This is a genomic window from Paenibacillus sp. FSL P4-0176 (assembly GCF_037975265.1).
Classification (GTDB): Bacteria; Bacillota; Bacilli; order Paenibacillales; family Paenibacillaceae; genus Paenibacillus; species Paenibacillus amylolyticus.
Genome location: NZ_CP150242.1, coordinates 1,411,157 through 1,433,352, shown reverse-complemented (window position 1 = coordinate 1,433,352; position 22,196 = coordinate 1,411,157). Strand labels below are relative to the sequence as shown.

Below are 22,196 nucleotides of genomic sequence, written 5' to 3'. Positions count from 1 at the left end.
AGGTTGAGTTTATACGACTTAAGTATGAACATATGTCGGAATTGGTCACACGACCCAGCCATTTCTTACGGCATGAAGAGCCGCTTGCGTCCGATCCGCCAGTCCCAGTTTGTCGAGCAGATGACTGACATGTGTTTTGACCGTTTTTTCGGTGATGACCAATTGAACTGCAATTTCCTTGTTGCTCAATCCTTGAGCAATCAGCCCCAAGACTTCTTGTTCACGGCGAGTGAGCATATCCAGTCCGCCAAGAGACGCTTCAGTTGATTTACCCTTCTGCTTTGGCTCCTGATGTTGACTGTCTGCTGACTGATCTGTCGGTATATCCTGTGGTTGCTGTTCATTTATAGACCAATCGGATGAAGCCATCACATGCATCAATTGACCTGCTGCGGCGGGATGCAATTCCACCTGACCTGCATGCACATTACGAATGGCTACGGCCAGATCCTCCGGTTCAATATCCTTGAGCAGATATCCTTTCACCCCTGCGCGAACAGCAGGAACGACATGATCCTGATCCGAAAACGAGGTGAGCACAATGATTCGCGTTGCTGGCAATAACGTGCGCAGCCTTCTGGCTGTTTCAATTCCGTCCATGATCGGCATATGCAGATCCATTAATACCACGTCAGGTTTTAACGCTTCCGCCTGAGCCAGTGCTTCCTGTCCGTTCGATGCTTCGCCCACAACCTTCATGTCCTGCTGTGTCGTCAAAAAAACGTGCAGCCCCCGTCTCACCATCGCATGATCATCTGCGAGCAAAATCGTAATCGGCATCTCTTCTTCCCCCTGACTTTATACAGATTCGAACGGAAGTGGAATGACTGCCGTTATTGTCGTTCCCTTGCGGGAATAACTCACTATTTCTAAGCTGCCACCGAGCGATTGAGCCCGTTCCTTCATAATGGACAGGCCAAGGGAGCTTCCAGACGACGCTTTTGGCCTGTTCGCACCACCTTTTCCCTGATCTGTGACGGTGAACACCACTTCATGATCACTTAACTTGAGGGTGACCTCAGCAGAAGGAACATCCGCGTGTTTTCTTACATTATTCAGCGCTTCCTGTCCGATTCGCCACAATGCTTCTTCTATATTACGCGGTAAAGACCGCATTCCCGTCCGGTTCATCACCACTTGAAGCCCCTGGCTGGTACCGTATTCCTGTAGCGCATGGAGCAGCCCTGCTTCCAGTCCCGCGGGACGGAGCTGCATAATCAATGCGCGCATTTCCTTGAGAGCCTCCTGAGACAAAGCCCGAATATCCTTCATCGCTTCCGCTGCCGGGTGCAACTGCTCGGAGTCGGATAACATACTTTCCGCGCCTTTAGCCGTTAACGATAGTGAAAATAAAATCTGATTAACCGAATCATGCAGATCGCGAGCCAACCGGTTTCTCTCTTCCATTCGTGCAAGTTCGCGGCGATTCTCCGCCAGCTTCAGACTCTCCCATGAGGCCGCAATATGTTCGGCCAATGCCTCCAGCACTTCACGGTCCGCCTGTGCAGGACCTGATGTTCCTATTCCGATCACCAGAATTCCCGTTTCTCCCGGCGTATGGTACGGAAGTGGAGCAGCAATTCCCGAGGCAATGGAATTCGCAGTCTGGTCAGGCTTGCACAGGGTAAATATCTCAGCGATCTCTGTCCCAGACAAAGATGTTACACGATGACTATTGATTATATGGTTAATGTGGCTCGTCACTTCTGAAGATAACGGAGTACTTGATAACGCTCGAACCTTATCATCTGCATGGGCTGCCTGCACAACGAACATTCCGCTTTTCTGCTGAATGATTATAGCAAAAGGCCAATCATAATGCTGCCCAAGCAGCTGTACAACTTTTAAACAAAAAGCCTCAGAATTGGTGCATTCGTTCACTGCAAGACCCAAGGCCGTGCTGAACTCCCCCAGCTTGGCATACAGATCAGCTCGTCGCTGCTCCGTGCGATACAATCTCATCCGCTCTACCGCACTACCAATCTGGTACGCCACGCCCTGTAACAGCGCCAGTTCACTGTCGCTGAAATGTTCCTTGGCTGGCGCAGCCACGTTGAGCAGGCCGAGCATCTTCTCACCTGACCTTAACGGGACGGTTGCATGGTGGGTAATATCATGGGTATCTCCCCATTGGAATTCCACCGCATCCTCCAGCCGTTTACAGTTAATGATGTTAACCGCATGATTGAGTTGACCGTCCTTAAAGCGGTTCACACACCAGCAGGTACCCGTTCGCATGGGCTCTTTATCTTCACGCAGTAATGCCGGGGGCAGATTATAATCCGAAACACAGGTATAGTCTCCACGTTCATTAATCAGAAACATCCAGCCTGCCGTTAATCCGGTCAACTCCAGTAATTTGCCGACCACGGTATCCAGCATTAAGTTCAGATCATTGGACGTATTGAGCGTTTCCGCGATTATCTTCAACGTGACCATTTCCTGCATTCCGACTTCTTCCGACATCGCAGAATTCTCTCCTTTGGCTGTACCAACTGTGGTTTGTTCAACTATTGTAACCAATCCACCTTGGATATTAAAGGATCAACTTCTTCAATCGCTCACTCAGCCCAGCTTCTGTCGCTCTTTGCGGGACACAGACAAAGGCTCCATATTAATCAGACCTCGATCTGACAGAGCCAGCGCCATTTTGTAGAAAGCACGTGTACGAATCTTCGTATACGTATCCTTGCTTACAGGCGGATCAAACACATGGTTATACACTTTATAGTCAAACACATCATCGTCTTTCAGATATCGTTCACAGACGAGTACACGTTCCTTTTCACTCAGCCGGGACACAACAAAATCAATCGTATCGCAATATGCCTGACGCGCGCGCTGCACGTCCACATTGTAGATCGCCGTTCTCGCCGTGGAATCCCCCGTCACATTGGTTGCACCGTGGAAACGCTCGGCATAACTTGCCGTCACCATAACCTCTCGTTCTTCAAATGCAATCGTTTTATAGATTCGGTATTTTTCCAGCGCAGCTTCAACAGCTGTTTGCGTTTTGCGTCGGTCCAATTCAGGCAGCATCAATTCCATATTTATCTTCCTCCTTTAGTATTTTTACTCCATTCATATCTCTCACTCTATCGTTCACGTCATGTTGTTTTGCCATCATTCTTTGCACGATGGAAAAACGCTCTTATTCATAGAGTTGTCCAGTTTCCTAAATAAATAACGACATGTCTTCAATTTCCCGCTGTTGCCTTTTGGAATCACTCCAAATCGGTATAATTCGGGGAATTACCTTCTTCAAAGAGTCATTTCTAACATCCAACCTGTGTCACTGTTACATTTTGTTCGTATAGTGTTCGTATTTCTATTTGAGGATACCACTTTCTGGAGATCGGAGTAAACCTTCATTTTGGTTCGTTTTGACGATAAAATAAAACCTTCGCTCTCATTTCCTATGCCTTTTGGCATAATTGTTTCATATCTCTTTACCTAATGGTATATATACGTTATAGTACTGTTTAATTAATGAACTTCCGTACAAGTCATTTGATTTTTATAAAGAAGCCACTGAGATTTTTAGGGAAGGGACTTAGGTGTGTATCACGCGCATACGCAGTGAAGGAGACGGAATCGATTCTGAAGAAGCGAAGCGTTCGCCTTTATCCCCGGATTTCTCCCTTTAGAGAGGGAAATAGGAAATCTGGGGATAACAGCGATCAAAAGAACGATCCGAATCCGAAACGGGCATTGAACGCACACCTACCTCCCCCATCCAACTGCCTTCTTTATAACTCAAGCACTTGTACGAATCGAAGGAGTTGGCATAATTGTGGAGCACGCTTTTGGTCCTTATATGAAACAACTGCGCGAGCAACAGGGATACAGCATCAATCAGCTCGCCGAAGCAGCTGGAATAAGCAACTCACAGATTTCACGTATTGAGAATGGGGTCCGGGGTGTGCCAAAACCAGCGACCATCCGCAAGATTTCAGATGCACTCTCGGTGCCCTACACAGAGATGATGAAGCAGGCCGGTTATATTGAACCAGGGAGTGCTGCTGAACTTCAGGACGTACCGGAATGGGCTACATACAAAGACCGTCGTGATTTTAAAAAGATGCTGGAGGACGATGATGATCTGATGTTTGACGGCATTCCACTCGATGAAGAGGACAAAAAACGAATCAAGGATGTGCTGACAGGTCTGTTCTGGGAAGCCAAACAGATGAACAAACGCAAAAAGACAGACGAATCGGACAATCGCCCATGAGGCATGACCCACTGAATTTAATAAGGCAGCAGGTGAGATCATATGGATGACATCGTAACAAAGCTGATTCGAAAACACCGGACCAACTGCCCGTTCAGCATTGCCCGCGCGGTTGGAATACAGATTCGTTTCACCAATTTGGGGAAGTCCACCAAGGGACTGTACTTTCGTAAGCTCCGGCGCAGGTTTATCGTCATACACAATGATTTGCCGCCGGAGTGGCAACGGTTCGTGTGCGCCCATGAGCTTGGACACGACCGACTTCATAAAGGGATTAATCGATTCTTTCTGGAGGAACATTCCTATTTTGCTCCAGGCAAGCTGGAAAGACAGGCTAACCGTTTTGCCATTCAATTGCTGACCTCCGGAGTGATGCCTGAACCGGATGAATCTTTGGAGAAATTTTGTTTGCGTACCGGACTGCCGCGTGAAGCGCAGCATTTTTTTTACACTCTTTAAGAACATATGTTCTTTCCGAAGATTATATTTTCCAACAGCAGATTTACATGTCACTTTCAGGTTACTTATTTTTACGTAATTCGCGAGATTTCCTAATAATAGTCTGTTAAAATACTATTTGAGCTGTGTAAATGCTCAAGTAGATTATTATTTTGGGAGGTTTCGGAATCATATGAAAATCTGGAAGAATTACGTTTCACTTCTGCTAACGGTCTGTTTGCTGTTTGGCAGTGTAGGTATTGCCGCAGCTGCAACGGATACCACTCCGGGCACAGGTAAACACATTACCATTCTACATACGAATGATACGCATGCCCGTGCAGTTGAATCTTCACCTGCTATGGGTTTTGCCAAAGTAGCTGGAATCGCTGACAAATATCGTAGCGAAAATCCGAACACACTCTTGCTCGATGCTGGAGATGCTGTGCATGGTACAACATTTGCCACTCTTGTGAATGGTGAGAGCATCGTGAAAGTCATGAATGAAATGGGATACCAAGCCATCGTACCGGGTAACCACGAATTCAACTATGGTTCAGATCGTCTGATCGAACTGGCAGACATGATGAACTTCCCCATGCTGAGTGCCAATGTGAAGAAAAAAGACGGAACACGTCTCTTCGATCCTTATCTCATTAAAGAAGTAGATGGCGTGAAGATCGGTATCATCGCTTTGACTACACCGGAAACGTTATACAAAACGAATCCAAAAAACGTAGAAGGTCTTGATATTACAGATCCATCTGCGGAAGCTAAAGTTCTGGTAAACGAAATCCGCAGCAAAGTAGATGTTGTTGTTGTACTGGGACACCTTGGACAAGACGCGTCCAGCACGGATACTAGCTTTAAAGTTGTTAAAGAAGTCCCTGGCATCGACGTATTCATCGATGGTCACAGTCACACTGTACTGCAAGATGGCCTTGTATCCGATAACGGAACATTGATTGCAAGTGCAGGAGAATACACCAACTATGTAGGTGTCATCGATCTATGGGTAGACGGTGGTAAAGTAACAAAGAAACAAGCAACATTAATTGATGAAACGGAAGCAAAAGACATCAAACCAAATGAGAAAGTCGCGACTCTCGTGAACTCCATTCAAAAAGAACAAGAACCTATTTTGAAAGAAGAAGTAGCCAATACAGCTATTCTGCTGGATGGTGAACGTGAACAAGTACGTGCAGGTGAAACTAACCTGGGTGACCTGCTTGCAGATGCCATTCGTGATGTCAGCAAAGCCGATATTGCACTGACTAACGGTGGTGGTATCCGTGCTTCCATCGAAAAAGGGATCGTAACCAAAGGTGATATCATCACAGTGCTTCCTTTTGGTAATCAAGTAGTAACCCTTGAAGTGAAAGGGTCCGATATTCTGGCAGCCCTTGAAGTCGGTGTAGCTTCCTACCCTGAACCAAGCGGTGGATTCCCGCAAGTATCTGGTATCAAGTTCAAAATCGATACTTCCGCTGCAGAAGGTAGCCGTGTACATTCCGTAACCGTGGGCGATAAAGCCCTTGATCCGGAAGCAACGTATACACTGGCAACGAATGATTTCACAGCTGTTGGTGGTGACGAATACACCATGTTTGCCAAATATCCAACTACGGGTATGTATGGCGCGCTGGACGAAGCATTGATTAATTACATGCAGAAGCTTGGCGCTGTAGACATCAAAACAGATGGTCGGATCAGTGAAGCGGTAAAACCTGCAGTAGAGCCGGAAACTCCGGCAACAGAAACACCAGCTCCAACCAAGCCAAAACCAGAAACACCAAAACCGGAAAAACCGTCCAAACCAACACCAAGCAAACCAGCTCCAGCCAAACTGCATGTTGTGAAATCCGGAGATTCCCTGTACTCTATCTCCAAACAATACGGCACAACTTGGCAGGCATTGCAAAAGCTGAACAATATCAAAAATCCACACTGGATTTATCCAGGTCAACAATTGAAATTGCCTGCAGCTTCTTAAGCTCAGCAAAGCAAAGTGCATATAGGCATGACCGCTTATAGTGCATCAGCATACCGATCTATCTTGTCATAACTAAAAGGGTGTCCCCAAAGCCAGATTACTGGTTAAGGGGACACCCTTTTGTATCTCCATTCTTTGACATCAATCCACATCAGATACTTGAACATTTCCTGTGGACATATCCTGCTGATCCTGACAATCATCTGAGGCAAAAATAAATCCCAGCCAGGCCTTTACCGACCAACTTTATCATGTGCCTTCGACACCGAACTATATAAAAACTCTCCGGAATGACCGTATTCATGCGGTTATTGTACTTTTACTTCGACATCTCTATCTTCTCAAAATTGCATACTTGCACATAAATCTGCCTGCGTATGATCATCTTCAAATCCTTAATCATAAAATCATTTGTATACTGAATACAACTATCCAAATTTAGTTATTTCGTATGATATTACTCATAAAACCCTATCAATTTATATGCCTATAGCCCTCTTTTTCATGCTCTCATTGGAATTTCAGCAATCAAAATCAGCTACCGCATCATATTCGGTACTATTATATGAACTCATATAATTAACGAATCCCTGAATTTAGGAAGTGAGCTGTTCCTTCACATAACGTACAGCTTCCTGTGCCGTCAACCCGATTCTTTTCGATTCACCTGTTGCTGCAAGTGCGTGTGATCCCAGTTCGACCTGTCCTTCTGCTGCCCCTCTGCCAATAACGATCTGCACAGGCAATCCGATCAGCTCCGCATCCTTGAATTTCACACCTGGACGTTCATCCCGGTCATCAACCAATACCGTGTAACCGCCATCGATCAATTGTTGTTCCAGTTCGAGGGTGAGCTGACGCTGCTGCTCATCCTTCCAACTTACTGTAACCAGATGCACATCATAAGGCGCAACAGCGGCAGGCCATCTTATGCCTTCATCTCCTGCATACTGCTCAGCTATCGCAGCCATCAGGCGGGATACGCCAATGCCGTAACATCCCATGACTGGCGCACACTGGCGACCATTACGATCCAGGAATGAAGCACCCATGGCATCACTATATTTCGTTCCCAATTTGAATATGTGTCCAACCTCAATACCTTTGGTAAACACAAGTGGTGATCCACATGTTGGACAAGCATCCCCCTCCGCAGCAAAGCGGATTCGTTCTACTCGCTCCAATGCAAAATCAACCCTTGGGCGTACACCGGAAACATGCACATCCACTTCATTGGCTCCTGTAATTGCACTCTTCATCACTGCCACGTCAGCGTCCACCACCATCGGCAGATTTAGTCCAATCGGACCCAGGAATCCTACCTTCAGATTTGGATGAGCCGCAATGGCTGCATCGTCTGCAAGGATCAGTTCCTCTGCCCCCAACACCTGCTTCAATGCGATGTCATTCAGTTCATGATCTCCACGCACAAGCGCAGCGACGAGCTGACCATCCGCCACATAAAGCAGCGTTTTGATCATATGTTCAGCACCTTTGCCCACAAAAGTGGTTAACTCTGCGATCGTACGAACGCCAGGTGTCGAGATACGTACTACGTTTTCCACTCCTGAATGTTGATCCGTTTGAAGCGCGGAGTCTGCACTCGCAGAATCAGCTGGAACTTCCAAGCTTCCTTCTTTTTTCTCCATATCTCCAGAAGTCTGATAATCCGCTTTCTCCAGATTTGCAGCATATCCACAATGTTTGCAGGTTACAATTGTGTCCTCACCCACATCAGCAAGAGCCATGAACTCATGTGTTTCCCCTTGACCGCCAATCGTTCCTGCGTCCGCCTCAACACGGATATAGTCCAGACCACAACGCTCCAGAATGCGACTATACGCCGTGTTCATAGCCTGATAAGTCCGATCAAGCTCTTCCCAGTCCGAAGCAAAAGAGTACGCATCCTTCATGATGAACTCACGTCCACGCAGCAATCCAAATCGAGGACGGCGCTCATCCCGGAACTTGGTTCCGATCTGGTACAGGGTGAATGGCAGCTTACGATACGAACTCACCTCGTCCCGCGCTAAAGCGGTTACGACTTCCTCATGTGTTGGTCCAAGAGCAAATTCCCGTGCATGACGATCCTTCAGACGCATCAATTCGGGACCATACTGTGTGTATCTTCCGGATTCTTCCCATAACTCCGCAGGCTGCATAATCGGCAGTAACACTTCCTGACATCCAGCACGATCCATCTCTTCACGAACGATCCGTTCAACATTTAACAATATACGCCGTCCAAGGGGCAGGTAACTGTATATCCCTGCTGCCAGTTGGCGAATCATACCGGAACGCAGTAACCAGCGATGTCCCGCTGCATCTGCCTCCGCTGGCGCTTCACGTAATGTTGGGACAAGCATTTCACTTTGACGCATCATAACACACTCCTAATCTTCCTTTTTGTTATCAAAATACGGCGCATAAACAGCAAAAAGACACATCCGTCAAGGGACGAATGTGTCGTGGTACCACCCTTATTTAACTGCAAATTAATCCGTTCGCAACCTATGCGATCTGTGACATGCAGTCCTACGGGGCATAACGGGCCCTGCCGGCGGAGGTTGCAACCCTGTATGGGCATTCTCTTCCGCAGCTCGCGAGGTAGGAATTTATGAAGCAGCTACAGGAACCTTGCACCACACTGTTCCCTCTCTGTTGAAGCTGGCTTGCACAATCATGTCCTCGTTATAACGCTGTTATCATTTTTGACCACATTAGTTCATTTACAAGTAATTGTCAACCAATTAGTCGAATACAACTCCAGAATAATACTCCACTACATCACGAATGAGCATAAACGCATCCCCATTTGTAAGATTGTTCTTGTCAGCAATGCCAACAAGCGTGTCGGCACTTATAAAGTTTTGTGTTTGCAAATGAGCAAGTGCCTGTTCAAGTGAAGTTTCCGTTTCTGAAGATCCCATTGCCAGACATAACATATACGCAGCCTGATCCAACGTTAAAGGTAGGGTTACGGCATTCTCCATATTTGCTAGAGCTTGGTCGGCACTACCTGTGTAGGCTTCTGGAAACATCGCTTGCATTCTTTTCAATTTACTTAAAAATCGTTCTGGATTCATTCCTTTATCCAGTTCCCAACCATCGTTATTATAATTGCCTGAAGTCATATACATACTCGCTGCAGCCAGCAATCCCTTGTAATCCTTATGCTCCATATAATCAGGCTGTTCGAAACGATGTACTTTCAGATCCATCCCCTGATTCTCCAGCATCTTACGTAGTTCAGATGCTCGCTCTTCGGAAGTTGAGAGTTCGCGGAAGGACTCCTTATGGATATATGCCAGCTTGACCGCCGCTCCTGCTGCTTCTCCCTCTGCCATTCCCAGTGGGACAACTCTTGCACTACCGTGTGGGATTGTATCAAAACTTGCTGCACGTCCAACGACGAGCAAACCATCAACCTTTAGCGGTACAAGCGAGCGAAAAGGTACACCATATTGAATCGGACTCAACATAATCGTGCCGGGATTTCCAACACTCGTGCTCTGAATATCAATATCGTATGAGCCGTACCCAATAGCATCCCAATGATCACGATTTTCCATGACATCAGCTAATGTTAATCGGTACTCGCCATAGATATGACGTGATTCTCTCACGTAAAGCTCGTCTGCTGTTCCAGCATATTTTAGCCCTGCAAATTCATCATAATTTTTCTTCAGAAAATCAACAATTAATGGGGCTTCTTTACGCCCGATTTCCAGACCTTTTTTCACAGATATCGGATCTAACGGATCTACCCCAAAGATTTGCATCGTATTAATCAAGATTGTATCATCATTTTGTCTTCCGATATTCAGACTTCGAATCTTAATATGTTGTGGATTGGAGGATTCATATTTTCTAGCATCACCGTACCCCCAAGCACTCATCTTATCAACCCCGGTTCCCTCTCTTTCCCTAAACTTTTGCCATACCTCATCAGTAACACCGCTTAACTTGAATACAAGCGTAGAGACCATTTTGGATTTACCATCTCCAATATCTTGTCTGCCTATGGAGTATGGAACTCCTGCAGCGGCTGCAATATCCGCATCTTGCGTTGCATCAATGATGGAGCGGGTTGAAATCTGAACAGTTGTTCCATCTTCTTTAGTTATGCTCATACCCGTTATTGTCGTGTAATCTCCCGTAGATTGTTCAGTAAGAGGGACTAATTCCTTAACATTCATCAACAGGTCAATATTAGGTTCAGAACGAACCATCCGATAGAAAATGTTAGCCGCTGTGTTGGTATCAAATGAACTACCCTCGATCTGGTCAAACCATTCCTGGAAAATGCCTTTGTTCAAAAAGTCAGGCTGCCGCAAACTACTCAATAACTGCGGTTGTTCAGGGGAATAATTTAGATCCAGCGTATTAAGACCTCCCTCGGTCAACAATCCTCCCAACATGTTGCGATCTCTTGCTTCCACCAGCAATACACGCATCCCATTACGAGCAGCTGATAAGGCAGCAGTAATACCTTCCGGATCCGTTCCGGCTACAATAACGTTATAGGAATCTTTCAGGTTTAGTGTAGATTGCACGTCCTCCAAAGGCTGCCATACATAATTATTATTAAATTTATAATTCTTGTTCCAGATATAAAATGCACCATATGCAGCGCTCATTAAAACAATAAACACACTGGCTATAATTGCTGTTATTTTCAATTTTCTACTAATCAAAGAAACAAACCTCCATATGTACTTTAAATTCAATAATACTAACTCATGAAGTAGTTTTCCTATGTTATACCAACAACCGACTAACTTTTTCTCCTTTCCTGCATGAGCATGCTATAAATAATAAAAAACTTCCCAACACTTCAAACGGTGTTAGGAAGTTCTGATAATAAGACGGAAAATTCTACTTTTATGTTGCCATAAATACAAACAAAACATAGGAAAGTCCCTAACTTTCCTCATTATAACGACCACTTTTTGCGAAGTAAAGACTTACCAAAACCGGAAATGCATTAGAAAGATCATTAAACACTCAGACTGTTCGTTCATCCTGACTACAATGAATTCTCTGGCGATGGCTGACATGGCAGCACGTTCCCTGTAATATAGAGAAATAGAAATCTATCACAGGTACTAATCGATAAAGGAGCTTGTCCTATGCCATATATCATATATGATCTTGAATTTACGGTAAGCCGCAATACTCGCTATTCTTCTGAAATTATTGATATCGGTGCCGTCAAAGTTACGGAAAGTTCCGATGGATTGGTCGTAACGGATACGTTCCATACGTATGTTCGTCCTTCCAACAAGTCCGTGCTGTCCACTGACACGATTCAGTTTACAGGTATCACGCAGAAAGATATTGATGCAGCCCCTCTTTTCCCGGCAGCACTGAACCAATTCATTGCCTGGATGGGAAGTGACCCCTATTACATGTGTTCCTGGGGACCCGATGACCGCAGCAAACTGATCTCTCATTGTCGTACCCATCAACTTGATGTGGCCTGGATCACTAATCATAACGATCTCCAGCAACAATGGTCCCGCACCGTTCGTAAAGAGGGAAAGTTCCGTCAACTCGGACTCGCTCAGGCTCTTGAAATCTGCGGAATTGAATTTGATGGTACCCAGCACCGCGCCTTGGATGATGCCATCAATACAGCCAAGGTGTTTATGCATCAATTTGACCGATTCACTCTGGAAAACAACTGTGCAGCCGATGATGAGGGCATTACATCCAAGGTTGTTTATTCCAGCTCCACAGAAGATGAAGAGAAAGAATCTCCATTTGGCAATCTGGCAAGCCTTTTCAAAACCAAAGAGTAACCGTCCACAGCACAGTACTTAATCGTGTTTTGGCTTAGGATAGGTGGCATTCTAATCTCAACTTTTATTGTACATTTGTTGCCAATAGTTTAGACGTTCTTTCATCTTGATGCGGCAGATCTCCGGTTCGAGAATTTCCGCATCAGGTCCATATTTAGATATCCATACAAGAAATTCGTCAACATCACTTAATATGGCTTCAAATAACAGGCTACCTTCCGGTTCAATGGTTAGGATGGGTCGTAAAAAAAATTGCTCCTGCATCACACGCTCCACAGCATGGGGTGCAAATCGAATTTTGAACGCAGTCCACTCCGTACTTCCCTCGTATGCCCAAGGAATGCGGAAGTGCGATTGCATCAGATAATCCTCTTTGCGAAACGTGCGTGGCAATATTCGTATCTTTTGCAGCCGGCTCACCTGAAATATTCGAAGTTTCTCCGACAGGTGACAATACCCTAACAGCTCAAATCTGTATTCACGAGGGATAAGACAGTAAGGATCTATACGTACGATCCCTTTTTTACCTTGAGACAGATACTCCCCTTCAATGGTGTTCTGTGAAATGCCAGCCTGAAGCAGGGTAATCATGGATTGATTCTGCGAATCGTTGTTTTCATTTTGCCATGCGGGCAATCCCGCTTTGAACAATCCACTAATTTGCTCCGACCATTCCACTCGTTCTGTTTTGTTTTTCTGACTCGCAGCAACCACTTTCTCATAAGCGCTCTCAAAAGCAGGTTTCAGCAAAGGACGAATATTATCCATAACTTCAGCAAGATGCATGAAAGCTTGGGCTTCTTCATCAGACCAATTTAGCGGATACATGGCAAATTGGCTGATAAACATGTACCCTTGCCCGTGTCCCATATTGGCGATCGGGATATGCATTGCACTGAGGGCCTCCATGTCGCGGTATATCGTCCTTTCCGTCGTCTCGCATCGCTGGGCGAGCTCACGTGCCAGTATGCCTGGCTTCGCCTGCACCAGCGTTATAATGCGCATTAATCGGATTAGTCGGTCTGTCATTTTGCCGGACCCTCCACGATGTTGTTTCAATAAATTTGATACAACTCCATCCATTGTTTAATATGATATTGATACATACATTCGACCTTCTCCTAAACTTCACCTTCAAATATGTAGACTCTCTCTATACCGTTACCACCTGAAATCAACCCTATTCCCCTAATATCTTTTTTTCACGATCATGATATCCTGTTGTAAACGTGATCTCATAGTGATAACGCAACTTTTCAACGATCTCGGCTTCCGCGTAATAGTCCAGATCTTGCTTCCGTGCAGCTTCAATTAACAAGGCATCAGCATGACGACGTAACATATTACTTCCCTCTTGAACCCGGCCTCTTTCGTAGGCGCGCAGGGCTTGTTTGATCAGGGGCACGGTTTCACTTAATTTGATCGTCTTCTCCACCTTGGGATCTTCCGGCTGTCGCAGCATGCCCAGATGACTGGTGTACTGAATATACAACTGTTCTCTTCGTAACAATACACGTTGACTTTGTTTCAACTTCCTTGTGCTCCAGTAGGCTGAACATACGGCAGCTTTTCCTGATACACGGGGTCCCATGACGAATTCAAGCAAAATTTGTTTACTTTCTCCCTTGTACATATCCCCAAGCCTCAATAACCAGCCAATATCCGTTTCCTTGGAACGACATCCATAAATGCCTTTTAGCTGTACTCCATATTCCGGTTTGAGCAAAAGTTCCAAATCTCTTGATACAATTTTGGGTGCTATTTTCCTAAGTCTTTTGGCAGGGGCACCGTTACGCCACTCTACCATCATATATACGGGGTCGGCTCCCCCTGTCGGTATGGCCTCTTTATTCCACGAATAAGATACTTCAAAGACTGAGTTCACTGGTAGTCTCTCCCCCGATTTATGTGTATTATCTTCTAAGTTATCAGGGTGAATGGACACTATATTGTCACGGAACACATGTTCTCATTAAATTTTTCCAATATATTAGTTTTATATCCCTAAATCCGTCTCAATACGACAATAAACGACGAAAAAGCCTGGCACTAGGCCAAGCTTATCAATCACTTATCTATGACAAGTCCCAAATTAAACAGTAGGATGATCGACTCCCATTTTGTGTAAATATTGTACGCCATCTGCTTCGTTTACCGGTGCATAGGTGACACTGTCAATGACCAGCTTACGCCCTACTGGCTCTCCATTAACAGTGATCATAATCGTTTTGGTTGATGTGTTCTGATCTGCTGTGTACATATGTTTCTACTCCTTCATGTTCACGATCTTATATTCAATCGGATATATTGGTATCGTTCATTAAATTGCGTATTTGTGAATAGCATGCACCCGGAACTGAAGTAAAAGATCTGTAAAACGGTCCGGTATGCTTGCCTATCGTTCTATTACCCCGCAGATTTGTAAGCTAAACAGCCCTGTTCCTAAATAATTTTATATATTTCGGGTAATAAAACGATATCATCTTGAACCCATCGTCCCGGTTTTGACGTATAATGTAAGAGCCGTATTTCAACAATAGACGACCAATTCGGCGATTGATCTATCTAACCGAAGAAAGAGGTGTTAACGATGCCAAAATCCATTCAGGGTTATTTCATTCGGGTGTTATTCACCACATGCATTCTATTTACCGTTTCGATCGCTTCGACAGTAAGTGCAGCCAGTGCCAATATTTTTACGGATATATACAGCGGATGGGAGCGAGTCTCCGAACTGCCCGGAGAAGTGAACGCTCTGCAGGAAAGTTATAAGCAAACGATGGAGCAATTAAATCAAACGTCTGCTCAGTTGGGACAAGCCCAGGCCAATGTCGAAGCATTTAAGACCCAGAACGAACAACTGCTGGCTCAGAACCAGAAACTCACTGAAATGGTAAGTAAATTACAGGACGACCAGAATGCCAAAGCAGCTACCACCAAACGAATTCAGACGACGATCATCACTGTCGTTTCTCTCATATTGGGTTACTTTGTTCTGATTCGTGTGATGCGCTGGGGAATGCGTCGCCGTTCCGGCCGAGTATAAAAGAACAGGAGCAACTGCATGAACATACACCTGAACAATGCTGAAGCAAGCGGAGCAGGACAAGTCGTCACATTTTCACTGATTAAAGATGACCGCCTTCATATTTTGCATCCGCAGCAGATTGTGGCCTTCCGCGGTCCAAGTGGGAGTCGCAATGATAAATTCATGAATATCACGGGCATATATCGCAAAAAAAAGCTGATTAAATCCGAAATCACCGGACCTTGCCAATTTGTGGCTGCCCTGCCTCCCGGATTCACGATGAAGGAAGTGGAGCTCACGGAGGACAGTGATCTGCTCTATGACTTCCGCCACCTGTTCTTCTACTCTGATGGTGTAACCATGCATACCAAAATTCAGAAAATCAAAAACATGCTGATCACCCGTGATGCAGTGAAAATGAAATTTTCCGGCAAAGGCAAAATCGGATTGCTCACTCAAGGTCAGGTCTGCCAACAGGAACTTCATCCAACAGCGCCACTCTATGTGGATGCTGGTAGCATTATTGCCTATCCCGAAAATGCACATCTGGAACTCACCGTATATGGTAACAACCTTGCCAGTCAGCATATGAATTATCATTGGAAGATGACAGGACATGGATCTGTACTCTTTCAGGCGGGACGTGAGAATCACCGCTTGGAACAGGATCTTAACGATGAGGGACTGTTCAAACGAATTCTGAAAGAAGTGATCCCTTTCGGCAATGTATTGATCAAATAAACTGATCAAATAAGCTGTTAGTTGATGGAGCCGACCAATTAGCTGCCACTATGCTCCAGTGGGGTGGTCACCACACCGTTTCATGTTATAATGGTTCAGACAATTGAAGAAGAAAATCCATGCCTGTGGCATGGGAGAGGTTCGCGAACTCCCTCTATAAGACTTGACCATGTGATGGTCAGTATAAGTCTTGCGTACACGTTGCGGTCACCATGCAATCATGTACGTAAAAAACTAAGGACACTTACTCTTGCCTGCTTTTTTTGAAGCGGTTATCGAGAAGGTGTGTTTTTTGATGGATGCCAGTTCATGAACTTCTCTGTTCTTCCGACACTCTATGCCTATGTGCATGGTTTGATCTCAAGAAGATAGAGAGGTTTTTTTATGTTGAACGAAGAAAAAGCAGTCGTTGTATTCAGCGGCGGTCAGGATAGTACCACGTGTCTGTTCTGGGCCAAACAACAGTTTGCCGAAGTAGAGGTCGTTACGTTTGATTATGGTCAGCGCCACAAGTTAGAGATTGAATGTGCAACAGAGATCGCACGTGATCTGGGCGTACAGCAAACGGTACTGGATATGAGTCTGTTAAATCAGCTTGCCCCCAATGCGCTCACTCGCACGGATGTCGAGATTACGCATGAAGAAGGCGAACTGCCAAGTACATTTGTGGATGGACGGAATCTACTGTTCCTCAGTTTTGCAGCCATTATGGCCAAGCAAAAAGGAGCACGTCACCTGGTTACAGGTGTATGCGAGACGGATTTCAGCGGATACCCGGATTGCCGGGATTCATTTGTGAAGTCGATGAATGTGACGCTTAACCTGTCCATGGACTATCCATTTGTCATTCACACCCCGCTCATGTGGCTGGACAAAGCCCAAACGTGGAAGATGGCCGATGATCTAGGTGCCTTTGATTATGTCCGTGAGCGTACTCTGACCTGTTATAACGGCGTGATCGGCGATGGATGCGGAGATTGCCCCGCTTGCAAACTTCGCAAAGCCGGATTGGATCGTTATGTACAGCAACGCTCTGCTGCTGAATCGGCGGGAGTGGATGTACGATGAGAGAACCTGGAACATTCCGTATTGTAGAGCATCTGCAACGCATCGGAGAAGATATTCTCCCCACCCAGCTGCGCTATCACCGCAAACGTGTGCTTGTAAGCAAAGAATTCACCTTTGACGCAGCACATCACCTGCATTGTTATGAAGGCAAATGCAAGAACTTGCACGGTCATACGTATAAAGTTATTTTTGGCATCAGCGGTTATCCGGGTGAAACCGGGCTGACAGTTGATTTTGGACATATCAAAGATATATGGAAAACTCAAATTGAAGGATATCTGGATCATCAGTACCTTAACGAGACACTTCCTTTAATGAATACTACGGCTGAAAATATGGTCGTTTGGCTGTTCGAACAGATGGAACATGCGCTCCAGACGGAGCCCTATGCCGGGCTGACCGATGGTGGGCGGACGGAGTTTGTCCGACTCTTCGAGACACCCACCAGTTACGCGGAAGCGAGACGGGAGTGGATGATCGATGAGTAGTGTGACACAGCAGGTGAATGAGACGGGCTCTCGCAAAGAGGCTCGTATTCCCGTGATGGAGATTTTTGGTCCGACGGTTCAAGGCGAAGGCATGGTCATCGGACAAAAAACGATGTTTGTTCGTACCGCCGGCTGCGATTATCGCTGCTCCTGGTGCGACTCGGCCTTTACCTGGGACGGTAGTGGCAAGGACCAGATTCGAATGATTACGCCGGAGGATGCATGGGAAGAATTGCGCCGCGTTGGCGGCACCCGTTTCTCCCATGTCACCATCTCTGGCGGTAATCCCGCCCTGCTCGCTTCGCTGGGCGGATTGGTTGCTCTGCTGCGGGAGAACGGCATCCGCACCGCGGTGGAGACGCAGGGCTCCCGCTGGCAGCCTTGGCTGGCGGACATTGACGAAGTCACCGTCTCGCCTAAGCCACCCAGCTCCGGCATGGACACCGATTGGGCCGTGCTGGATGATCTGATCGAACGGCTGGCCGCTGGCCCGGTAGAACGAAGTCACAGTCTGAAGATCGTGATCTTCGATGAGACAGACCTGGACTATGCCCGCCGTGTGCATGCACGGTATCCGGGCACGGATTTATTTTTACAAACCGGGAACCCGGATGTGACTTCCGCCGATACGCCAGATTTGGCATCCTCACTGCTTGCTCGGTATGAGTGGCTGATTGACCAAGTCAGTGCCTCCGATGACCTGAATGATGTTCGTGTGCTTCCACAGCTTCATACGCTGGTATGGGGCAACAAACGCGGCGTTTGATGGGCAGTATGGGTGGAATGGGCGGCATAATGCAAAGATGAGGACGAAATGTCCTCAGACAAAAAAGAGAATTATACAGGCAAATGGCCTATTCATATATACCGCGAGGCTTCGGCTTTGACGGAAACAAGGAGCGTTTAATAACTGATGAGACAACCTGATGAAATGCAAGATGTGACGTTGCTGGGCAACCAGAACGTTAAATATACGTTTGAATATGATCCGGGCATCCTGGAGAGCTTTGATAACAAACATCCGTACCGCGATTATTTTGTGAAATTCAACTGCCCGGAGTTCACCAGCCTGTGCCCGATTACGGGTCAGCCGGACTTTGCAACGATCTATATCAGCTACATTCCGGATGTGAAAATGGTCGAGAGTAAATCACTCAAGCTGTACCTGTTCAGCTTCCGTAACCATGGTGATTTCCACGAGGATTGTGTGAATATCATCATGAACGACCTGATCAAGCTGATGGACCCCCGCTACATCGAAGTATGGGGCAAATTCACACCGCGCGGCGGCATCTCCATTGACCCGTATACGAACTATGGTAAGCCTGGAACGAAATACGAGCAGATGGCCGACCACCGCATGATGAACCATGATATGTACCCGGAGACGATTGATAATCGTTAAATCGTTAGGTTCATCTATTCTGTATAAGATAGAATCATAGAGTGCCAAAAGCCGAACTCTGCTATATAAGTTGAACTAAAGATTATTTACACTGAACACTACGATGACAGAACAACCTTCCAATCGCTGTTATCCCCAGATTTTTTTACATTCCCTTTTCTAAAAGGGAAAATCCGGGGATAAAGGCGAACGCTTCGCTTTTTCAGGTTTTTTCTGTCCTCTCCGTTATCGTGTAAATGATTAATTCAGCTTATATAGCTTAAGAAGTTCGGCTTTTTAGTATAAACCTTTAGAAACTCAGTCTCTCAATACAATGGGATCGCAGCGCATTCAAGTAGACTGATCTTTCTTTAGTTCTTTGACTTTTTTAATGTAATGTCTCAACATCAGCGCACCAATCGATTGAAAAATGATAAATATGACGATGGCAGCGGATAGAGATTTCGGTGCAACATAGACAGCCTGAAACGTTATTACAGCCATATACAAAATAGTCATCACCAACTCACGTTTGGCGGATTCATAAGGTGATAAGGATTTCATATCCATCCCTCCTCTATCCTTCTTACACATAAATATGGGTCTTCTTACAGTAGATGCTAAAGTAATACGTTTATTTTGTAAATGTAATGCTATTAATAGACACCTCAGAAATAGAGTTCAATTCATCAACGTTTTCTCATGTTCCCCTTGTCGGTCCAATCAATCTATCCTATTATGTAACAATATGCTTACACGCATAGAATACAACATCAGGCGCTGATCCCTCGTGACCGCGACCAAAGGAGAATTGTACATGTCTACACAAACCTCATTAACCAAGGACGCCACAGCGCGTTCGAAAAACCCACCCGGATTGGATGCCCAAAGCACCGTATACCGGATACTCATTGCAATAAGTCTGGTTCATCTGTTCAATGATTCGATCCAGTCGGTTATTCCCGCCATTTTTCCGATTTTGAAAGACTCTATGCATCTCACGTATACTCAAATCGGATGGATCTCATTTGCTATCAACTTTACCGCATCCATTATGCAGCCTGTCGTAGGCTGGTTTGCTGATAAAAAACCGACGCCATCCATTCTACCTATAGGCATGGGTTTTACATTTACCGGCATGTTGCTGTTGGCCTTCGCTGACAGTTATATGGCTGTCCTGATCTCCGTTATCTTTGTCGGTCTAGGTTCCGCCGCTTTCCATCCGGAAGGTTCACGGGTATCCCATATGGCTGCTGGTCAACGCCGTGGACTGGCACAGTCCATCTTCCAAGTTGGTGGTAACGCCGGGCAGTCCCTTGCCCCATTGCTTACACGCTGGATCTTTATCCCGTTTGGACTGTTCGGTGCCATTGGATTTACAGGCATTGCTGCCATGGGGATTGCAGTTCAGATCTACATAGCCCGTTGGTATGGACGTATGCTGCAATCGGGAGGATATCTGCGTAGACAGGCTGCTGCCCGTCGTGCACCCAATCCTGCTTTGCGCAAAAAGATTACTGCCGCAATTACGCTATTGATTTTGCTCGTCTTTGTTCGTTCCTGGTATATCGCTTCCATCGGCAGCTTTTATGCGTTTAATCTGAAAGATACTTTTGGATTGTCCACAGAGGACGCGCAGATCTATATCTTCTTGTTCCTGGCTGCTGGAGCACTTGGTACATTCTTCGGAGGACCTCTTGCGGACCGATTCGGCAAACGTAACCTGATCTTCCTGTCCATGGCCGGAGCTGCTCCGCTGGCGCTGTTGTTGCCTTATGCGAATCTGTTCTGGACAGGCGTACTACTAACCATTATTGGTTTTATTATGTTATCCAGCTTCTCGGTTACGGTTGTATACGCACAAATGCTGATTCCAGGCAAAATCGGAACGGTTTCCGGTCTAATTACTGGTCTGGCATTTGGTATGGGAGGCCTGGGCGCACTCGTGCTGGGGAACTGGATTGATGTCTTCGGCGTATCACCGGTAATGCAGATGTGCAGCTTCCTGCCACTGCTCGGGATCTTCACGTTCTTGCTTCCATCCGATAAATTACTCAATATCTGGGCGAAAGAAAACGGTAGTGAAGAGTAAAAAATACATCAACAGGTGTCCACTTTTTATTCTATATTATATCCAATCCTTACGTGGCAGCATCGCCCTTATAAGACGTTATCTTGCGCTTACGAACCAGATAGCTCTTATTTGAACGAATACTGCCGGTTTCGCAATCTAAAGAATCTGAGCAACGCTATTCCCGAGAAAAAGGCCGTAAACCTTGGAATGTGCGTGTGAGATGCAGAAATAACGTGTCTGAGATTCGTTAGAAATCGGGATTAGTGAAATATCGCCCAATAGCGTCTGCTGAGTTCGTTAGATTTCACTTTAGTCACCTACATTAGCAGTCTAAATAAAAAGTTTAGCCATAACAAAAAGGGTTCCCACCAACTCTGTAATCACAGAGCGGTAGGAACCCTTTTGTTATATATGTTTTTCTCGTATTTAGCTTCAACCGTTTATTCCACGTCACACATGACAACGCTGCTACCTTGAGCTGTAATCAGTTCCTTCACATCTTCAAATTCAAGAAATACCGTTGCCGTATTTTCCATGGGATGAATTCCAATTTTCTGACCAACTAAATCCTTGTCAAAAACTACGGTCACGTTTTTCTGAATATTATTGAGAACCCCCATAGGGTTGACGTGCCCTTTTTCCAATCCGAGGAACTCCAACAAATCCTTTTCACTGGCAAAACTTAATTTGCGGCTAGGTATCTTTTCGCTTAAACTTCTCAAATCAACGGACTTCGTCCCAGCAATCGTCACCAGATAATAGTTGCGCTTCTTGTCATCACGCAGAAACAGATTTTTAGCGATACGTTCTGTATGTGGAATCTGATAAGAGAATATTTCCTCCATCGTGTATACTGCGGGATGTTCAATACTTTTGTAAACGATATTATTTCGATCTAAAAGATCATAGAAACCCTGTTTGTTTAACATATCAAATTCAACTCT

At 45.7% G+C, this 22,196-nt stretch carries 21 protein-coding genes; 11 read left to right on the top strand and 10 right to left on the bottom strand.

Annotated elements, in window-relative coordinates; translation table 11 throughout:
- Positions 1 to 45: 45 nt before the first annotated feature.
- The 3 genes from MKY95_RS06355 to MKY95_RS06345 form a co-directional block, all read right to left on the bottom strand.
- On the bottom strand, positions 46 to 780 hold the full coding sequence (locus MKY95_RS06355; RefSeq protein WP_036611442.1) for a response regulator transcription factor: 735 nt from the start codon (positions 778 to 780) through the stop codon (positions 46 to 48).
- 18 nt (positions 781 to 798) lie between these two features.
- The gene (locus MKY95_RS06350; RefSeq protein WP_076251374.1) at positions 799 to 2,466 is read right to left on the bottom strand and encodes a GAF domain-containing sensor histidine kinase; all 1,668 of its coding nucleotides are present in this window, start codon (positions 2,464 to 2,466) and stop codon (positions 799 to 801) included.
- A gap of 99 nt (positions 2,467 to 2,565) precedes the next feature.
- Positions 2,566 to 3,048 (bottom strand): ArpU family phage packaging/lysis transcriptional regulator, encoded by a 483-nt coding sequence (locus tag MKY95_RS06345; protein ID WP_017690187.1) that lies wholly within the window; start codon positions 3,046 to 3,048, stop codon positions 2,566 to 2,568.
- A gap of 742 nt (positions 3,049 to 3,790) precedes the next feature.
- Here MKY95_RS06345 and MKY95_RS06340 point away from each other — a divergent pair.
- The 3 genes from MKY95_RS06340 to MKY95_RS06330 all read left to right on the top strand — a co-directional run bounded on the left by MKY95_RS06340 (position 3,791) and on the right by MKY95_RS06330 (position 6,665).
- Entirely contained in the window at positions 3,791 to 4,234 is a 444-nt protein-coding gene (locus MKY95_RS06340) for a helix-turn-helix domain-containing protein (protein ID WP_082219000.1), read from the top strand.
- Positions 4,235 to 4,276: 42 nt separating this feature from the next.
- On the top strand, positions 4,277 to 4,693 hold the full coding sequence (locus MKY95_RS06335; RefSeq protein ID WP_017690190.1) for an ImmA/IrrE family metallo-endopeptidase: 417 nt from the start codon (positions 4,277 to 4,279) through the stop codon (positions 4,691 to 4,693).
- A gap of 172 nt (positions 4,694 to 4,865) precedes the next feature.
- Positions 4,866 to 6,665, top strand: a complete 1,800-nt coding sequence (locus MKY95_RS06330; protein WP_076319048.1) for a 5'-nucleotidase C-terminal domain-containing protein — start codon at positions 4,866 to 4,868, stop codon at positions 6,663 to 6,665.
- A 596-nt stretch (positions 6,666 to 7,261) separates the two neighbouring features.
- On the opposite strand, the gene MKY95_RS06325 is transcribed toward MKY95_RS06330, so the two are convergent.
- Positions 7,262 to 9,046 (bottom strand): proline--tRNA ligase, encoded by a 1,785-nt coding sequence (locus MKY95_RS06325; RefSeq protein ID WP_076319047.1) that lies wholly within the window; start codon positions 9,044 to 9,046, stop codon positions 7,262 to 7,264.
- A gap of 369 nt (positions 9,047 to 9,415) precedes the next feature.
- Positions 9,416 to 11,362 (bottom strand): FAD-dependent oxidoreductase, encoded by a 1,947-nt coding sequence (locus MKY95_RS06320; RefSeq protein WP_256721309.1) that lies wholly within the window; start codon positions 11,360 to 11,362, stop codon positions 9,416 to 9,418.
- Positions 11,363 to 11,797: 435 nt separating this feature from the next.
- Here MKY95_RS06320 and MKY95_RS06315 point away from each other — a divergent pair, with 435 nt between their 5' ends.
- Positions 11,798 to 12,469 (top strand): 3'-5' exonuclease, encoded by a 672-nt coding sequence (locus MKY95_RS06315; RefSeq protein WP_076319046.1) that lies wholly within the window; start codon positions 11,798 to 11,800, stop codon positions 12,467 to 12,469.
- Positions 12,470 to 12,526: 57 nt separating this feature from the next.
- On the opposite strand, the gene MKY95_RS06310 is transcribed toward MKY95_RS06315, so the two are convergent.
- The 3 genes from MKY95_RS06310 to MKY95_RS06300 form a co-directional block, all read right to left on the bottom strand.
- Entirely contained in the window at positions 12,527 to 13,498 is a 972-nt protein-coding gene (locus tag MKY95_RS06310; RefSeq protein ID WP_076319157.1) for a WYL domain-containing protein, read from the bottom strand.
- A gap of 151 nt (positions 13,499 to 13,649) precedes the next feature.
- The gene (locus tag MKY95_RS06305; RefSeq protein WP_017690195.1) at positions 13,650 to 14,354 is read right to left on the bottom strand and encodes a hypothetical protein; all 705 of its coding nucleotides are present in this window, start codon (positions 14,352 to 14,354) and stop codon (positions 13,650 to 13,652) included.
- A gap of 207 nt (positions 14,355 to 14,561) precedes the next feature.
- On the bottom strand, positions 14,562 to 14,729 hold the full coding sequence (locus MKY95_RS06300) for a hypothetical protein (protein ID WP_179086441.1): 168 nt from the start codon (positions 14,727 to 14,729) through the stop codon (positions 14,562 to 14,564).
- A gap of 330 nt (positions 14,730 to 15,059) precedes the next feature.
- Here MKY95_RS06300 and MKY95_RS06295 point away from each other — a divergent pair, with 330 nt between their 5' ends.
- From MKY95_RS06295 to queF, 6 genes are all read left to right on the top strand, one after another.
- Positions 15,060 to 15,515: a hypothetical protein gene (locus MKY95_RS06295; RefSeq protein WP_036611459.1), complete on the top strand. Its 456-nt coding sequence runs from the start codon at positions 15,060 to 15,062 to the stop codon at positions 15,513 to 15,515.
- Between the two features lie 18 nt (positions 15,516 to 15,533).
- A complete protein-coding gene (locus tag MKY95_RS06290; protein ID WP_036611462.1) occupies positions 15,534 to 16,238 on the top strand; it encodes an AIM24 family protein in 705 nt (234 codons plus the stop codon).
- A gap of 387 nt (positions 16,239 to 16,625) precedes the next feature.
- Positions 16,626 to 17,306, top strand: coding sequence for a 7-cyano-7-deazaguanine synthase QueC (gene queC, locus MKY95_RS06285; protein WP_076319156.1), 681 nt, complete (start codon positions 16,626 to 16,628; stop codon positions 17,304 to 17,306).
- On the top strand, positions 17,303 to 17,794 hold the full coding sequence (gene queD, locus MKY95_RS06280) for a 6-carboxytetrahydropterin synthase QueD (RefSeq protein ID WP_036611465.1): 492 nt from the start codon (positions 17,303 to 17,305) through the stop codon (positions 17,792 to 17,794). The genes queC and queD overlap by 4 nt, the downstream gene beginning before the upstream one ends.
- Positions 17,787 to 18,560 carry a 7-carboxy-7-deazaguanine synthase QueE gene (gene queE, locus MKY95_RS06275; RefSeq protein ID WP_076319045.1) on the top strand — a complete coding sequence of 258 codons (774 nt, stop codon included), beginning with the start codon at positions 17,787 to 17,789 and terminating at the stop codon, positions 18,558 to 18,560. The genes queD and queE overlap by 8 nt, the downstream gene beginning before the upstream one ends.
- Positions 18,561 to 18,707: 147 nt before the next feature.
- A complete protein-coding gene (queF, locus tag MKY95_RS06270; protein ID WP_076319044.1) occupies positions 18,708 to 19,199 on the top strand; it encodes a preQ(1) synthase in 492 nt (163 codons plus the stop codon).
- A 330-nt stretch (positions 19,200 to 19,529) separates the two neighbouring features.
- On the opposite strand, the gene MKY95_RS06265 is transcribed toward queF, so the two are convergent.
- Positions 19,530 to 19,742, bottom strand: coding sequence for a hypothetical protein (locus MKY95_RS06265; protein ID WP_076319043.1), 213 nt, complete (start codon positions 19,740 to 19,742; stop codon positions 19,530 to 19,532).
- 253 nt (positions 19,743 to 19,995) lie between these two features.
- On the opposite strand from MKY95_RS06265, the gene MKY95_RS06260 reads away from it, so the two are divergent.
- A complete protein-coding gene (locus tag MKY95_RS06260; protein WP_076319042.1) occupies positions 19,996 to 21,270 on the top strand; it encodes an MFS transporter in 1,275 nt (424 codons plus the stop codon).
- 422 nt (positions 21,271 to 21,692) lie between these two features.
- On the opposite strand, the gene MKY95_RS06255 is transcribed toward MKY95_RS06260, so the two are convergent.
- Complete coding sequence (locus MKY95_RS06255) at positions 21,693 to 22,181, bottom strand: prolyl-tRNA synthetase associated domain-containing protein (protein WP_076319041.1); 489 nt, start codon at positions 22,179 to 22,181, stop codon at positions 21,693 to 21,695.
- Positions 22,182 to 22,196: the final 15 nt, after the last annotated feature.

Coding starts and splice junctions, on each gene's coding strand:
- MKY95_RS06355 (WP_036611442.1), bottom strand. CDS start 780: ATGCCGATTACGATTTTGCTCGCAGATGATCATGCGATGGTGAGACGG.
- MKY95_RS06350 (WP_076251374.1), bottom strand. CDS start 2,466: ATGTCGGAAGAAGTCGGAATGCAGGAAATGGTCACGTTGAAGATAATC.
- MKY95_RS06345 (WP_017690187.1), bottom strand. CDS start 3,048: ATGGAATTGATGCTGCCTGAATTGGACCGACGCAAAACGCAAACAGCT.
- MKY95_RS06335 (WP_017690190.1), top strand. CDS start 4,277: ATGGATGACATCGTAACAAAGCTGATTCGAAAACACCGGACCAACTGC.
- MKY95_RS06330 (WP_076319048.1), top strand. CDS start 4,866: ATGAAAATCTGGAAGAATTACGTTTCACTTCTGCTAACGGTCTGTTTG.
- MKY95_RS06325 (WP_076319047.1), bottom strand. CDS start 9,046: ATGCGTCAAAGTGAAATGCTTGTCCCAACATTACGTGAAGCGCCAGCG.
- MKY95_RS06315 (WP_076319046.1), top strand. CDS start 11,798: ATGCCATATATCATATATGATCTTGAATTTACGGTAAGCCGCAATACT.
- MKY95_RS06310 (WP_076319157.1), bottom strand. CDS start 13,498: ATGACAGACCGACTAATCCGATTAATGCGCATTATAACGCTGGTGCAG.
- MKY95_RS06300 (WP_179086441.1), bottom strand. CDS start 14,729: ATGTACACAGCAGATCAGAACACATCAACCAAAACGATTATGATCACT.
- MKY95_RS06295 (WP_036611459.1), top strand. CDS start 15,060: ATGCCAAAATCCATTCAGGGTTATTTCATTCGGGTGTTATTCACCACA.
- MKY95_RS06290 (WP_036611462.1), top strand. CDS start 15,534: ATGAACATACACCTGAACAATGCTGAAGCAAGCGGAGCAGGACAAGTC.
- queD (WP_036611465.1), top strand. CDS start 17,303: ATGAGAGAACCTGGAACATTCCGTATTGTAGAGCATCTGCAACGCATC.
- queE (WP_076319045.1), top strand. CDS start 17,787: ATGAGTAGTGTGACACAGCAGGTGAATGAGACGGGCTCTCGCAAAGAG.
- queF (WP_076319044.1), top strand. CDS start 18,708: ATGAGACAACCTGATGAAATGCAAGATGTGACGTTGCTGGGCAACCAG.
- MKY95_RS06265 (WP_076319043.1), bottom strand. CDS start 19,742: ATGAAATCCTTATCACCTTATGAATCCGCCAAACGTGAGTTGGTGATG.
- MKY95_RS06260 (WP_076319042.1), top strand. CDS start 19,996: ATGTCTACACAAACCTCATTAACCAAGGACGCCACAGCGCGTTCGAAA.
- MKY95_RS06255 (WP_076319041.1), bottom strand. CDS start 22,181: ATGTTAAACAAACAGGGTTTCTATGATCTTTTAGATCGAAATAATATC.